Source organism: Embleya hyalina (assembly GCF_003967355.1).
Taxonomy (GTDB): Bacteria; Actinomycetota; Actinomycetes; order Streptomycetales; family Streptomycetaceae; genus Embleya; species Embleya hyalina.
Window position 1 is genome coordinate 438201 of the sequence record NZ_BIFH01000017.1, and the last position, 14818, is coordinate 453018.

At 72.9% G+C, this 14818-nt stretch carries 12 protein-coding genes; 3 read left to right on the forward strand and 9 right to left on the reverse strand.

Annotated features, from left to right (window positions below; translation table 11 throughout):
- Positions 1-71 precede the first annotated feature (71 nt).
- From sucD to EMA17_RS15360, 6 genes are all read right to left on the reverse strand, one after another.
- Entirely contained in the window at positions 72-956 is an 885-nt protein-coding gene (gene sucD, locus EMA17_RS15335) for a succinate--CoA ligase subunit alpha (RefSeq protein ID WP_126637535.1), read from the reverse strand.
- 16 nt (positions 957-972) lie between these two features.
- A complete protein-coding gene (gene sucC, locus EMA17_RS15340; protein WP_126637536.1) occupies positions 973-2148 on the reverse strand; it encodes an ADP-forming succinate--CoA ligase subunit beta in 1176 nt (391 codons plus the stop codon).
- Positions 2149-2541: 393 nt separating this feature from the next.
- Positions 2542-3705, reverse strand: coding sequence for a VWA domain-containing protein (locus EMA17_RS15345; RefSeq protein WP_126637537.1), 1164 nt, complete (start codon positions 3703-3705; stop codon positions 2542-2544).
- Entirely contained in the window at positions 3702-5981 is a 2280-nt protein-coding gene (locus EMA17_RS15350; protein WP_126637538.1) for a DUF5682 family protein, read from the reverse strand. Before EMA17_RS15350 ends, EMA17_RS15345 begins: the two co-directional genes overlap by 4 nt.
- Positions 5981-7090: an ATP-binding protein gene (locus tag EMA17_RS15355; protein WP_246126675.1), complete on the reverse strand. Its 1110-nt coding sequence runs from the start codon at positions 7088-7090 to the stop codon at positions 5981-5983. The genes EMA17_RS15350 and EMA17_RS15355 overlap by 1 nt, the downstream gene beginning before the upstream one ends.
- An 81-nt stretch (positions 7091-7171) precedes the next feature.
- Positions 7172-7759: a Uma2 family endonuclease gene (locus tag EMA17_RS15360; protein WP_160161415.1), complete on the reverse strand. Its 588-nt coding sequence runs from the start codon at positions 7757-7759 to the stop codon at positions 7172-7174.
- 329 nt (positions 7760-8088) lie between these two features.
- On the opposite strand from EMA17_RS15360, the gene EMA17_RS15365 reads away from it, so the two are divergent.
- Complete coding sequence (locus EMA17_RS15365; RefSeq protein WP_126637540.1) at positions 8089-8622, forward strand: Uma2 family endonuclease; 534 nt, start codon at positions 8089-8091, stop codon at positions 8620-8622.
- On the opposite strand, the gene EMA17_RS15370 is transcribed toward EMA17_RS15365, so the two are convergent.
- From EMA17_RS15370 to icmB, 3 genes are all read right to left on the reverse strand, one after another.
- Positions 8565-10079, reverse strand: a complete 1515-nt coding sequence (locus EMA17_RS15370; RefSeq protein ID WP_246126676.1) for a DUF5691 domain-containing protein — start codon at positions 10077-10079, stop codon at positions 8565-8567. The two genes, EMA17_RS15365 and EMA17_RS15370, sit on opposite strands and share 58 nt — an antisense overlap.
- 89 nt (positions 10080-10168) lie before the next feature.
- Positions 10169-11485 (reverse strand): SWIM zinc finger family protein, encoded by a 1317-nt coding sequence (locus EMA17_RS15375; RefSeq protein ID WP_126637541.1) that lies wholly within the window; start codon positions 11483-11485, stop codon positions 10169-10171.
- A gap of 99 nt (positions 11486-11584) precedes the next feature.
- On the reverse strand, positions 11585-11995 hold the full coding sequence (gene icmB, locus EMA17_RS15380; protein ID WP_126637542.1) for a coenzyme B12-dependent isobutyryl CoA mutase small subunit: 411 nt from the start codon (positions 11993-11995) through the stop codon (positions 11585-11587).
- A gap of 225 nt (positions 11996-12220) precedes the next feature.
- Here icmB and EMA17_RS55350 point away from each other — a divergent pair, with 225 nt between their 5' ends.
- On the forward strand, positions 12221-13852 hold the full coding sequence (locus EMA17_RS55350) for a M23 family metallopeptidase (protein WP_281290496.1): 1632 nt from the start codon (positions 12221-12223) through the stop codon (positions 13850-13852).
- A 40-nt stretch (positions 13853-13892) separates the two neighbouring features.
- Positions 13893-14810 (forward strand): glutathione S-transferase family protein, encoded by a 918-nt coding sequence (locus EMA17_RS15390; RefSeq protein ID WP_126637543.1) that lies wholly within the window; start codon positions 13893-13895, stop codon positions 14808-14810.
- Positions 14811-14818 lie beyond the last annotated feature (8 nt).

A 14818-nucleotide genomic window follows, 5' to 3' on the forward strand; every position in this document is an offset into this window, starting at 1 on the left:
CGCGGAAGACACGACGCCCCGCACCCCACCGGGAACGGCGGGGTACGGGGCGTCGTCGGTGACCGGGTGGGTCAGCCGGCCATGATCTCGCGCATCAGGCGCGCCGTCTCGGACGGCGTCTTGCCGACCTTGACGCCGACGGCCTCGAGCGCGTCCTGCTTGGCCTGCGCGGTGCCCGAGGAGCCCGAGACGATGGCGCCGGCGTGGCCCATGGTCTTGCCCTCGGGGGCGGTGAAGCCCGCCACGTAGCCGACGACCGGCTTGGTGATGTGCTCGGCGATGTAGGCCGCGGCACGCTCCTCGGCGTCGCCGCCGATCTCGCCGATCATCACGATCGCGTCGGTGTCCGGGTCGTCCTGGAACGCCTGGAGGCAGTCGATGTGCGTGGTGCCGATGATCGGGTCGCCACCGATGCCGACGGCGGTCGAGAAGCCGATGTCGGCCAGCTCGTACATCATCTGGTAGGTCAGCGTGCCCGACTTGGACACCAGACCGATCCGGCCCGGCTTGGTGATGCTGGCCGGGATGATGCCCGCGTTGGACTGACCGGGGGTGATCAGGCCGGGACAGTTCGGGCCGATGATCCGGGTCTTGTTGCCCTTGGCGCCGGCGAGCGCCCAGAACTGCGCGGTGTCGTGCACCGGCACGCCCTCGGTGATCACCACGGCGAGCCCGATGCCCGCCTCGATCGCCTCGACCACGGCGTCCTTGGTGAACTTCGGCGGCACGAAGACCACCGTGACGTCGGCGCCGGTGGCCTCCATGGCCTCGGCCACGGTGCCGAATACCGGTACCTCGGTGCCGTCCACGTCGACCGTGGTGCCGGCCTTGCGCGGGTTCACGCCACCGACGATGTTCGTCCCGGAGGCGAGCATCCGGTGGGTGTGCTTCATCCCCTCGGAGCCGGTCATGCCCTGGACGATGACCTTGCTGTCCTTGGTCAGGAAGATAGCCATGCTGGGTCGGTCTCCCTTACTTCGCGGCAGCGAGCTCGGCGGCCCGCTCGGCCGCGCCATCCATGGTGTCCACCTGCTGGACCAGCGGGTGGTTCGCGTCGGTCAGGATCTGCCGACCCAGCTCCGCGTTGTTGCCGTCCAGTCGCACGACGAGCGGCTTGGTGACCGCCTCGCCCTTCTGCTTCAGCAGTTCGAGCGCCTGCACGATGCCGTTCGCGACCGCGTCGCACGCGGTGATGCCGCCGAAGACGTTGACGAAGACCGACTTGACGTCGGCGTCGCCCAGGATGATCTCCAGGCCGTTCGCCATCACCTCGGCGGACGCGCCGCCGCCGATGTCGAGGAAGTTGGCGGGCTTGACGCCGCCGTGGTTCTCCCCGGCGTACGCGACCACGTCGAGCGTGGACATGACCAGGCCCGCGCCGTTGCCGATGATGCCGACCGAACCGTCGAGCTTGACGTAGTTCAGACCCTTGGCCTTGGCCGCCGCCTCCAGCGGGTCGGCCGCGTCCTTGTCCTCGAGCGCCTCGTGGTCGGGGTGGCGGAAGTCGGCGTTCTCGTCGAGCGAGACCTTGCCGTCCAGCGCGATGATCTTGCCCTCTTCGGACTTGATCAGCGGGTTCACCTCGACGAGCGTGGCGTCCTCTTCGACGAAGACGGTCCACAGCGTCTTGAGGGTCGCGACGATCTGGTCGTGCAGCTCGGCCGGGAACTTCGCCGCCTCGACGATCTCGCGGGCCTTGGCCTCGGTCACGCCCTCGATCGCGTCGACCGGGATCCTGGCGAGCGCGTCGGGGTTCTCCTCGGCGACGACCTCGATCTCGACGCCGCCCTCGACCGACGCCATCGCGAGGAAGGTGCGGTTGGTGCGGTCGAGCAGGAACGAGACGTAGTACTCGTCCACCGGCTTGGCCAGCCCGGCCAGCATGACCTTCTTGACGATGTGGCCCTTGATGTCGAGGCCGAGGATCTGCTCGGTCTTCTCGACGACCTCGTCGGTGCTGAAGGCCAGCTTCACGCCGCCGGCCTTGCCGCGGCCACCGACCTTCACCTGAGCCTTGACGACGGCCTTGCCGCCCATGCGTTCGGCGGCGGCCCGTGCCTCCTCCGGAGTGAAGACGACTTCACCGGGCAGAACCGGCACACCGTGCTTAGCGAAGAGATCCCTCGCCTGGTACTCGAACAGGTCCACGCGGGTCCGTCCTTGTGATCGCGATCGGATATGCGGAACATGCGCAGCCGCGTCCGTCGTCGCGCAGGTCCGGCAGGCTCGCCCCCGGTTCCGGTGGACGGCGTCCGCACGCGTAGCTGATCCGCCTTGCAGGCTATCGGGCACGGGTGCCAGGCCCGAATCAGGGTCTCGGTCCCGCTCCCGGCCACCTCTCGACCGCGGCGGCGCCGCGTGTCGAGATCCGCCTGTTTGCGCCTGTTCCACCGTGACACAGGGAACACACCAAAACGGACAGTGACCACTCGATGTGGCCGACGACACGCCGAACACCGCGGCGGATGATCACGCCCGTCCCCAACCGTACGCCTGGAGTTCATCGTCCCGATGCCCGCGCCGCCGTCTCGCGGGCCGTTCCTACGGCTTCGGGACGGGCAGGGGCAGGCCCTGGAGGGCGGCGGCCATGACCTCCGGGAACAGGTCGGGAGTGCAGGCGAAGGCGGGGCTGCCGATCGCGGACAGGGCGGCGGCGTTGGTGTGGTCGTAGGCCGGGGCGCCCTCGTCGGAGAGGGCCAGCAGGGTGACGAAGGTGGTGCCGGCGGCCCGCATGCTCGCCGCGCGGCGGACCATCTCGTCCCGCACGCCGCCCTCGTACAGGTCGCTGATCAGCACGACGACCGTCTCCGTCGGCCGGGTGATCAGCGATTGGCAGTAGGTCAGCGCGCGGTTGATGTCCGTGCCGCCGCCGAGGCGGGTGCCGAAGAGCACGTCGACCGGGTCGTTCAGCCGGTCGGTCAGGTCGACCACGCTGGTGTCGAAGACCACCAGCGAGGTCCGCAGCGCGTGCATCGAGCCGAGCACGGCGCCGAACACCGACGCGTAGACCACCGAGGCCGCCATCGAACCGGACTGGTCGACGCACAGGATCACGTCCTTGCGCACCCCGTGCCGGCGGCGCCCGTAGCCGACCAGGCGCTCCGGCACGATCGTGCGGTGCTCGGGCTGGTAGTGCCCGAGGTTGGCCCGGATCGTGGCGTTCCAGTCGATGTCCCGCGGGCGCGGGCGGTGCACCCGGGTCGAGCGGTCGAGCGCGCCCCGGACCAGGCTCGTGGTGCGTTGCGCGACCCGGCGCTCCAGGTCGTCGACGACGCGCCGGACCACCGCGCGGGCGGCCTCCTTCGTCGCCTCGGGCATCAGCGCGGTGAGCGCGAGCAGGGTGCCGACCAGGTGCACGTCGGGTTCGACGGCGGCCAGCATCTCCGGCTCCAGGAGCAGCCGGGTCAGGTCGAGCCGCTCGATCGCGTCCTGCTGGAGGATGCTCACCACGCCCGCCGGGAAGTAGGCGCGGATGTCGCCGAGCCAGCGGGCCACCGACGGCGCGGAGGCACCGAGGCCGGCGGCGCGCGGCCCGGTCGCCCGCCGACTGCCGCGCGGGGCCTGGCTCTCCGGGCGGTACAGCGCGCTCAGCGCCCGGTCGATCCGGGCGTCGTCGCCGGTGAGGCCGTGACCGGTGCCGTCGGGTTCGCCGCCGAGCACCAGGCGCCAGCGGCGCAGCCGTTCGTCGTCGGCCTCGTGCGTCACGGGGTCACCTCCCGGTGCGCCAGGCCCAGGATCCCGGCCAGCAGCGGCAGTACGGCGTCGGCGCGCCCGCCGTCGAAGTGCTCGGCGGTCGCGATCGGGACGGCGGCCCGCGCCGGGGTGCGGATCCGCTCGCCGAGCAACCGGCGTTCGGGCGCGGCGAAGGTGGCGAAGGTGCGTCGCAGCAGCGGCAGGATCTCCACGAACAGGTCGTCGGGGGTGCCGGTGATCCAGGCGTCGACCAGGTCGAGGAGCCCTTCGTCGTGGATCAGCAGCATGCCGCCGCCGGCCAGGAATCCCTCGATCCAGGCGGCCGATTCGCGGTGCGGGACGCCCCGGGTGAGGGCGCGGGCCAGGCGGGGCGCGGCCGCCTCCGGCGCGAGGCGGCCCAGGTCGAGCAACAGGCGGGTGGCCCGGCCGGTGAGCAGGCCCGGCAGGTTCTCCCGGTCGGCGAGCCGCCGCAGGGTGGCGTACCACTCGTCCTGCCGGCGCTCCGGCAGCAGTTGTACCGCGGCGTGCACGTCGTCGAGGCGACGACGCATCGCCGCGGCCCCGTCGTGGTCCAGTCCGGCGCAGGCCGCGGGCAGCCCGACGCAGATCCGGACCACCAGGCCGGCCACGACGGTGTCGAGCGCCGAGGTGTCGGTGCCCCGGACGTCGCCGTAGCGCAGCGCCCGCACCAGTCCCGGCAGCGCGTCGGCGAGCCGGCCGACGTCGGCGTCCAGGGCGGCGCGCCGATCGAGCACCCGCATGATCACCGGCAGCGCGTCGGGCAGGTCGGCGCGCAGGCAACGCTCGGCGACCTCGGTGACGTCGGCGAGCGATTCGGCCCGGATCGCCAGGTCGCTCGCGCGCGCCTCGGCCGCGGCGACCACGGTGGTCCCCCACACGCCCGCCTCGGCCACCCGGATCGCCAACTCCGGCTGCCAGTCAAGCCGCCAGGTCTCCCGGAAGGTGCCGCGGCTCTCCCGACCCGGGACCGGCACGCCCCACGGGACGTCGAGCAGGGCGAGCCGGTTGAGCAGTCGGCTGCGGTCGGCGTGCGAGTCCTTGCGCAGGTCGAGTTCCAGTTCGCGGGCGGCGGGCTCGGGTCGCAGCCGCAGCCGGCGCTGCTCGCGGGTGAGGTCGCGCTGGAGCGGTACGGCGGGCACCGTCGGCGGCACCTCGCCGATCACGTCGCCGACCACGAGGGCGTCGTGCACCAGCGCGAGCGGCCCGGTGACGCCGTCGCACATCACCGCACGGACCGCTTCGAGGGTCTCGTCCAGACCGGCCAGCGGTCGTCCGCGCAGCGCGGCGAGCGCGTCGGCGTGGCGGGTCGCCTCGATCACATGCGCCGAGGAGACCGGGTGGCCCGCCTCGCGCAGCAGCGTGGCGATCCGGACGAACCAGCGGGGCAGCGGGTCGGGCTCGGCGGCGGTGTCGAACAGGTGCCGGTACCAGCCCGGGGACGCGACCCCGGCCCCGTAGCCGGAGTTCTGCGCGAGGCGGTGGTGGGTCCACGGCACCCACGTGGTCTCCACCTTGACCGCGGCCCGGTGCGGCGCGAGCAGCGCGCGGTCGGCGGCGGCGGAGGGCGGGTCGGCGAGCGCGGGCACGTGCCAGGCGCCGCACACCACGGCGATCCGGGTGTGTCCGGCCCGGCGCGCGGCCCGGACGCACTGGCGCATGTGGGCCTCGCGCAGTCGTTCGATGTCGGGCTCGGCGGTCGGGCCCGGGTCGACGGCGGGCCGCTCGTCCTCGCGCAGCGCGGCCATCGCCTCGGCGAGCGCCGCGAAGGGCCGCAGCGGGTCGTCGGCGGGCGGGCGGTGCTCGATCACGTCCTCCCACCAGTGCTCGGCGTCGTCCCGACCGGCCAGTCGGGCCAGCGCGGCGATCGGGTCCACCGGGGACGGGACGGGCTCGGCCGGCTCATCGTTCTCGCGCTCGCGGCGGGCCCGGTCGAGGGTGAAGGACACCGCGACCGGCAGGTCGATGAACCGGACCGGGACACCGTGCCCGCTCGCGTGGGTGATGGCCACCCACTCGGGGCTGAAGTCGGCGTACGGCCAGAAGCCGGCCTGCGCGGGATCGTCGACCGCGTGCGCGAGCAGCGCGACGGGCGGACGCAGGCCGGGCTCGGCGGCGAAGGACAGCAGCGGGTCGGCCTCGGGCGGACCCTCGATCAACACGATGTCGGGCCGCAGCCGGGCCAGCGCGGCGCCGACCGCCCGGGCCGAGCCGGGGCCGTGGTGCCGTACCCCGAGCAGGGTCGGTCGCGCGGCCGGGAGCCGCGCCATCAGGCCGGGTCCGCGTCGCGGCAGGCCCGGTAGAAGTCCTGCCAGTCGGCACGCGGGCGCACCGCGGTCTCCAGGTATTCGCGCCAGACCAGGGTGTCGGCGACCGGGTCCTTGACCACCGCGCCCAGGATCCCCGCCGCCACGTCGGCCGAGCGCAGCACACCGTCGCCGAAGTGCGCGGCGAGCGCGAGGCCGCCGGTGACCACGGAGATCGCCTCGGCGGTGGACAGCGACCCGGACGGGGTCTTCAGCCTGGTCCGGCCGTCTTCGGTGAGGCCGGCGCGCAGTTCGCGGAACACCGTGACCACGCGGCGCAGTTCGGCCTCGGCGCCGGCCACCGGCGGCAGTTCGAGGCCGGAGCCGAGCTGGGCCACCCGGCGGCCGACGATCTCCACCTCCGCGTCGGCGGTCGCGGGCAGCGGGAGCACCACGGTGTTGAACCGGCGGCGCAGCGCCGAGGAGAGTTCGTTGACCCCTCGGTCGCGGTCGTTGGCGGTGGCGATCAGGTTGAACCCGCGCACCGCCTGCACCTCGTCGTTCAACTCCGGTACGGGCAGGGTCTTCTCGGACAGGATGGTGATCAGCGAGTCCTGCACGTCGGCCGGGATGCGGGTCAACTCCTCGACCCGGGCGACCAGTCCGCGGCTCATCGCACGCATCACCGGGCCGGCCACCATGGCCGCGCGGCTGGGCCCGTGGGCGAGCAGTCGGGCGTAGTTCCAGCCGTAGCGGATGGCCTCCTCGGGGGTGCCCGCGGTGCCCTGGACGAGCAGCGTGGAGTCACCGCACACGGCGGCGGCCAGATGCTCCGACACCCACGTCTTGGCCGTGCCCGGCACGCCGAGCAGCAGCAGCGCGCGGTCGGTGGCCAGCGTGGTGACGGCGACCTCGACGATCCGGCGCGGCCCGATGTACTTGGGCGAGATCACCGTGCCGTCGGGCAGCGTGCCGCCGAGCAGGTAGGTGGCCACCGCCCACGGCGACAACCTCCACCGCGGCGGCCGGGGCCGCTCGTCGGCGGCGGCGAGCGCGGCCAACTCCTCGGCGAACGCGTCCTCGGCATGCTGCCGGAGCACGTCCTCCCCGACCGATTCGGCGGCAATTCCCACCACGGCTCCCCCAGCGCTCGAACAAACCCGAACAGGGACAAGTCTGCCGGTCGGGTCCGACACGCCGAGGCGGCAAAGAGGTCAGAGGTGATCGAGCAGGAACCCGGTCTCGACGGTCGCGTCGAACGGCTCCGGCAACATCACCGACGCCCCGGCCTTCACCCGCTCCGTGAAGGTGTAACGCCCGTCGACCGGCCCGAAGCGCACGATAACGTCGTGCTCCTGCCGGTCGACCGTCAGCATCACCGGCACGTCGGCCCGCGCGAACTCATGGGGCTTTTCCCGTAGGTCGACACGACGTGTGCTGTTCGAGGTCACCTCGACGAACATCCAGACGCCGGACGCAGAAGTCGCGTGCCCATCGCGAAATTCGGCTGTCTTGCGGGTGTCGACGACGACGAGGTCGGGCGTACGTTCGGTGCCGATTCCCACCAGAAAGGCAACGCCTTCCAGCACGACGACCTCGGCCGGCAGCCGCGGTTCGAGCAGGTGGCGCAGACCCGTGACGATCCGGGCGTGCTCCCAGTCGGGTGACGCCTGCATAACCAGGCCGGACGGTGACGCCTCCCAGCGCACAGCCTCGGGAAACTCGTCGGATGCGCGCAGTATCCGCAGGGCGGCCAGGCGCCACTTCGCCAGTGGGTCCGTCTCGGTGCCTTCGTCACTCACAAGGTGATCCTCTCGTGGCAGGGGCCCACGAATCGTCACGGGTTCGCGAACCTTCGATTGCATGCCTGCTCCCTGATCTTGTGCTGGGAAATCTCCCTTCGATATTGGTGGGTTCCGGCATTCGATCCGCGTCGGCCGCTCACGGATGAGTGGAATCCGACGAGATCCGACACTCCGAGTCGAACGTCCACTATCGTCGCAGGTTTGATCGACAACGCGGGGAGGACACCGGTGCGCTCTCGACCTTCGTTGCCCTGGTCACCCATCGAGCCCGAAGGTGGTTGGACCGCCGAGGACCTCGATCGGCTTCCACCAGGCGCCCCGCCCGGGTGGAACTGCTCGACGGGATGCTGGTCGTGCGGTCCCCGCAGTCGTTGCTCCACTCGGAAATGGTCGGCGACCCGACCCGATCCCTCGACGCGCAGGCCCCGGCCGCGCTCACCGTGGTCCGTCGCATGACGGTGCGCGTCGGGCCGCGATCCCGGCCGGAGGCAGATGTGTTGGTCGTGCGGACCGACTCCGCCACGAACCCGGATCTCATCATGTTCCAGCCGGCCGACGTGCGATTGGTCGTCGAAGTGGTCGCCCCGGATACGCGGGCACACGATCGAGGGATCAAGCCCGCGCTGTACGCACGGAGCGGCATTCCGTACTTCCGGCGCGTCGAGCAGGACACGGAGGGCACGACCGTCCACGTTCACCGGCTCGACCCCGCGACACGCACCTACGTCCCGACCGGCGGGCATCGTGCCGCCATGAGACTCGATGTGCCGTTCCCGGTCGTGGTGGATGTGGCCGCGTTGGCTCACCGAGCCGAACGGGGCTCACCGTCGAGGATTTCCCGGCGCATCCCGGCCCGGTAGCGGAGGGTTTCGGCGAGAGCGCGGAAGGCCTTGGGCCATTCGCCGTCGCCTTCGGCGAGCCCGTCGACGCGGGTGACCAGTGACGGGTCGAGGCCGCGGCCGGCGACGTCTCGGGCGCCGCTGAAGCTCCAGGGGTACGCGCCTGATCCGGCCGCCGTCGCGAAGGCGTCCAGGACCGCGTCGCCCAGCGAAACGGGCCACGGGGTCGGGCAGTTGGTGAGCAGTTGCAGGGCCTCGGACAGGCCGTGCTCGGCGATGTGGCGGGCCACGTGGTCGGCGCACTCGGCCGGCGGCAGCACGGTGAGCAGGCGGGTGGGCGCACCGCGACCGGCCAGTGCCCGGGCCCAGTCGACGTCGCGCTGGAGCACCGCCGCGCGGGCCCAGCCCTCCCGGACGTCCTCGGCGAACCGGCGCGGCAGCGCACGGGCCGCGATCTCCTCGGGGCTCGCCCCGAACACCTCCCGCCACACCGACAGCGGCGTGGCCGCGACGACCTCGCCCAGCCACCACGAGTGGTCCTCGCGCCCGGTCGGCGAGGACCGGTCGATCCCGTCCCGCAGCATCGCCTCGTCGCACTCGCCCGGCGGCACCACCAGCACCCGCCCCGCTCCGTCGGGTCGCAGGCAGGCCCGACCCCGCGCGCTCATCCGGGCCACGAACGCCGATCCGGGCAGCGCGCCGAGGCGCCGCGCCGCGGCCACCCGGACCACCTTGGCCCGATCGTCCAGGGCCGCCTCCAGGAACGCCTCGTCGCCCGCCGTCGCCCCGGTGCCCAGCGCCTCGACGAACACCGCGCGGTCCTCGGCCGGTTCGGCCCGCCAGGTCCGGGCCAGCAACTCCCTGGCCGCGTCCGGGTCCGCGGCCCGCAGCACCGCGAACGCGGCCAGCCGCTCGCCGAATCGGCCGTGCCGCCACAGGTCGATCGGGTCGTCGGGATCCCCGGCCGCGATCCGGGTCAGCCAGGCCCACTCCGGGTTGAGCCCGGCCAGCCAACGCCCCCTCGGCCCGGCGAGTTCGGCCACGATCGCCCGCAGGTCCGTGCGCGAGCGGGCCGCGGTCAACAGGCCCGGCAGTTCGGACTCGGGCGCCCGCAGGCCGGCCGTCCGGGCCACGGCGAGCCATTCCGGCAGGAAGTCCATCCCGTCGCCTTCGAGCAGGATCCGCAACCGCACCCGGGCCGACTCCGGCACCGACGGTCGCGGGTCCACCTCGGCGCACGGCTCCGGCGGCGCGCCCGCGGGGGCCCGTCGGCCCGCTCGCCGATGCACCATCACGATCGCCGCCAGGTCGAGCAGCCGGACCGCCTCGTCGGTCCGGTCCACCCGCGCGGCCAGCTCGCCCAGCGCACCCTCGGCGGGCCATTCCGCGGCCCTGCGCCGCCCGGTGCCCACCAGTGCCGCCGACACCAGGTCGTCCCACACCGGATCCGCGACCCGCATCCCGAACTCCCCTTCCACACATGGCGATCGTCCCCATGACGATCGGCCGCCGAAGATCGGCGGCGGTGTCCGTCCCGCGCCCGATCGGGCCGGTCGCGGCCGACCGGCTACAGCGGGACGGCTCGGCCCTCGTGCCACGCGGTCACCGGGACGAATCCGCGCGCGCCGTACTCGCCGAACACGGTCAGCCCCGTGCCGCCGGACATCGCGGACAACCGCCACAGCGCCTGCTCGCCGGTCCGGGCCCGGTCCACCGGCAGCCAGAACCCGTCCGCGCCGGCGATCCGCCACCCCATCGGCTCCGGCACCGCCACCACGTCGGCGAGCACCACCGGCCAGGCCTCCAGCCAGGGCTCGCGGCGCAACGCCTCGGCGTAGGCCAGGGTCGCCTCCTCGGGCCCCACCCCGGCCGGCTCCGCCCCGGCGGCCGGCTCACCGGTCCGCTCGCCCAGCGCCACCCGCAGCGGCACCGCGTCGTCGTGGAAGGCCGCGTCGGCCTCGATGGTGCGCCCCACGGGCAGGGCCAACCGCGGCGCGCGCCCCTGCGGCCCGAAGGCCAGCACCAGCGCGGGCCGGCCCGACCCGATGCCGCGCAGCCAGATCCGCCGCTCGGTCAGTCCGCCGTCGACGCTGTCCCGGCTGCCGAGCACCAGCCACCGATCGTGCACCGCGGTGCCCTCGGCCCGCGCCGCCCGCAGCACGTCCTCCGCGTCCACGGTCCAGCCGATGCGCGCCCGCAGTCCGGCCACCAGCGACGGATCGAGGTCGTCGGCGTGTTCGTGGGCGCGCAGGAGCAGCCACAACTCGGCGTAGTCCTCCAGCAGTCGGCCCGGCCAGCCCTCCGCCCCGGACGCGGGTATCGCGCCCGCCGCGCGCAACCGGGCGGCCAGGCCGGGGGCCTTGGCGTCGACCATACGCTCCGCGATGCCGTCCCACATCGCGTATCCCTCACGCTCGGTGCCCACCAGCCCCTGGTGCACCCGATCGGCCAACCACCGGCGCAACCGCTCGGTGCCCTCGGCGACTTCGGCCGCCCGCCGCTCGGCGCGGCGCCGGGCCGCGGCGGGATCGGCCAGACCGGCCCGCGCCCGCCGCCCGGCCGCCGGGGCGTCGACCCAGTCGGGGACGGTCGCCCCGACCGGCACCGCGGCCGGATCGTTCGCCCACAGGAGCAGCAGGCCGAGGGCGTGTGCGCAGGGAAAGCCCGGTCCGGGACACGAACATCGGCCCGTGGGACCGGCGGGATCGACCACCGTGCGGTAGGCCGTCGCGCCGCCGCCGGACCCCCAGATCGGGCCGCCCGCGATCGCCGAGGCACCGGTGGCCGACCACGACTCCGGTCTCGCGAGGGCGCTCCCGGCCGTGCGTGCTGCGGCGTCGGGAGCCAGTGCCAACACCCGTTCCGCGGTCCACCGTTGCTGCATGACGGCCACGGTACGGGCCCGCACCGACACGTGTGTGCGAGCCCGTCGAACCCGCGGATCGCAGCGGGCCGAATGTCCGGATCCGAGGGAAGTGCCCGGTCAGGCGGCGGTGGTCGCCACGTGTGCGCGCACCCAGTCGACGATGTCGGTGGTCGGTGCGCCCGGGGTGAACACCGCCGCGACACCGATCCGTTGCAACTCGGGCACGTCCTCCTCCGGGATGATCCCGCCGCCGAACACCAGGATGTCCTCGGCCTCGCGCTCCTTGAGCAGTTCGATCACCTTGGCGAAGAGCGTCATGTGCGCGCCGGAGAGCACCGACAGGCCGATCGCGTCGGCATCCTCCTGGATGGCCGTCTCGACGATCTGGACCGGGGTCTGGTGCAGCCCGGTGTACACCACCTCGAAGCCCGCGTCGCGCAGTGCGCGCGCGACCACCTTGACCCCACGATCGTGTCCGTCGAGCCCGGGCTTGGCCACGACGATCCTGATCGGTCCGGGAACACCCATCACTGCCTCCATGTACATAGCGAAGCCCTCGCCCGGAGCGTAACCCCCGCCCGGTCGGCGCACGGGCGGCGGTCGACGGCGTCCGCCCGGACGGGTGCCGCCGAGGCGGACCTCGTCACCCGCCCGGCCGTCTGACCTGCGGTTCCGATCGCGAGGATTGTCCTGTGAACGTCAAGGGAGCTACAGTCCGTTTCCGACCGGCCCCCGAAACGTAAGGCGACGTAGGTGACGGACGTTCGCTACCCGAGTGCGGAGCAGCAGGCTCGCCACGGGTCGGACGCCGAGGGTGCGTACTCCCCCTACGGCTCGTCCGACCCGGTTCACGGCGGCTACGACCAGGGCTACGGGTACGGCGCGAACGCCTACCCGACCGACCCGAGCGGCGGTTGGCCCGCGGTCGACGCATCGGGTGGTTGGGGTGTACCGGCACCCGCGTACGACGGGTACGACACCGGCACCGGCCACCCCGCGGCGGCCGGCTACGCGTCCGGCGGGTACGCCGCCGTCGACCACTCCGGCACGCAGTACTCCGCCGTCGGCTACGACCCGACGGGCCACGGCTCGGGCGGCTACGACACCTCGGGGTATCAACCCGCCTACGACGCCTCGGGATACGTCCGGGTACCGAGCCACGACGGCTACGGCGACGGCTACACCGGGTCGTACGACGCCTCCGGCGGCTATGCCGCGACCGGCACCTACGGCCATCCCGCGGTCCAGGACACCGGCTACGACACCCGGACCTGGGCGGTGACCGACACCGCGGCGCAGGATCCGGCGCCTGCCCCGTACGTCGACCCCGCGTGGGACGGTGGCTCGAACACCGGTATGTGGTACGCCGCTTCGGACACCGCCGCGTGGGAGTCCGACACCTGGTACTCCCCCGTCCCGGTGCGCGACGACGCCGACAAGTGGTCGGGCGGCAACCGCTCGACGACGGACCTGTTCGACGACGGCGGCACGCGTGCGCCGGTCGAGCCCGCGTTCGATGTCGACGACCATGACCTCAGCGTGCCGGCCCCCACCGACACCGAGTCCGACGCGGACGACGCGCGCGTCGAGCGGCGGGTCGAACCGACCGGGAAGCCGAAGACCCGGGAGGCCAAGGCCGGCAAGGAGGCCAAGGAGTCCGCCGACAAGGCCCGGGTGAAGCGCAAACGCGCGTTCCCGCTCACCGCCGGCGCCCCGCTCGCGGTGATGGGCGCGGCGGCGATGGCCGTCGCGGCGGTCGGCGGCCTGCACACCGCGGGCGCCGAGACCAAGGACGCGGACCCGGTGGCCGGCGGCGAGGACCTGCCGCTGATGTCGCCGATGGACAAACAACTGGTGGATCTCCAGGTCGGCGCCGAGGACTTCGCCGAGCGCGCCAGTCGCGCGCAGACCCGGGTCTCGCTCCAGGAGCGCCAGGAACAGGCCCAGCAGGACCAGGAAGCCGAGCGCAAGCGCCGGGAGTCCCTCAGGCCCAAGTACGTGCTCCCGGTCGCCCAGAAGGGCCTCAGCGCCTATTTCGGCTCCTCCGGCTCGCGCTGGGCGCACACCCACACCGGCATCGACTTCCCGGTGGACCTGGGCACCCCGGTGCTCGCGGTGATGGACGGCGTGGTGCGCACGCAGGTGAACACGGCCTACGGGAACATGGTGATCCTGACCGGCAAGGACGGCACCGAGACCTGGTACTGCCACCTGACCCGGGCCAAGATCCGCTCCGGTCCGGTCAAGGCGGGCGACGTGATCGCCTACAGCGGCGACACCGGCAACAGCACCGGCCCGCACCTGCACTTCGAGGTCCGCCCCGGCGGCGGCGCCCCGATCAACCCGCTGCCCTGGCTGCGGGCGAACGGCCTCGACCCGACCTGAGCCCGACGCGCGTCGGCGATCCGGGACCTATCGTGGACGGATGAGCTCATCCGAGGCGCAGTTCACCGCCGAGACCGGCAGCCGTGGCGAGTTCGTCCGGCAGGCCAACCGGTTCACCGGGCGGCCGGAGCCGGAGCGCGGGCGATATCAGCTGGTGGTGTCCCTGGCCTGCCCGTGGGCGCATCGGGCGATCATCGTGCGTCGGCTGCTCGGGCTCGACGACGCACTGGGTCTGTCCGTGGTGGACCCGATCCGGGACGAGCGGGGATGGCGGTTCACCAACCACCCCGACGGGCGCGACCCGGCGACCGGGCTCGCGTTCCTCGCCGACGCCTACCGGGCCAGTGACCCCACCTACGCCGGTCGGGTGACCGTACCCGCGATCATCGACCTGACCACCGGGCACGTGGTCACCAACGACTATCCGCGGATCACCCTCGACTTCTCCACCCGCTGGACCGCGCTGCACCGAGCCGGCGCGCCCGATCTGTACCCCGAGCACCTGCGCGCGGAGATCGACGCGATCAACGCGGACGTGTTCCGGGACGTGAACAACGGCGTGTACCGGTGCGGGTTCGCCACCTCGCAGGACGCCTACGAAGAGGCGTTCGACACGCTGTTCGCCCGGCTGGACCTGCTGGAGAAGCGGCTGGGCGGGCAGCGCTTCCTGGTCGGCGACGCGATCACCGAGGCGGACATCCGGCTGTTCACCACGCTGGTCCGATTCGACGCGGTCTACCACGGCCACTTCAAGACCAACCTGCGCAAGCTGACCGAGTACCCGGTCCTGTGGGCCTACGCCCGCGACCTGTTCCAGACCGAAGGCTTCGGGGACACGGTCGACTTCGACCACATCAAGCGGCACTACTACGTCACACACGACGCGATCAACCCGACCGGAATCGTCCCGAAGGGCCCCGACCCGGAACTGTGGCACACACCGCACGGCCGCGGCTGAGCACACAC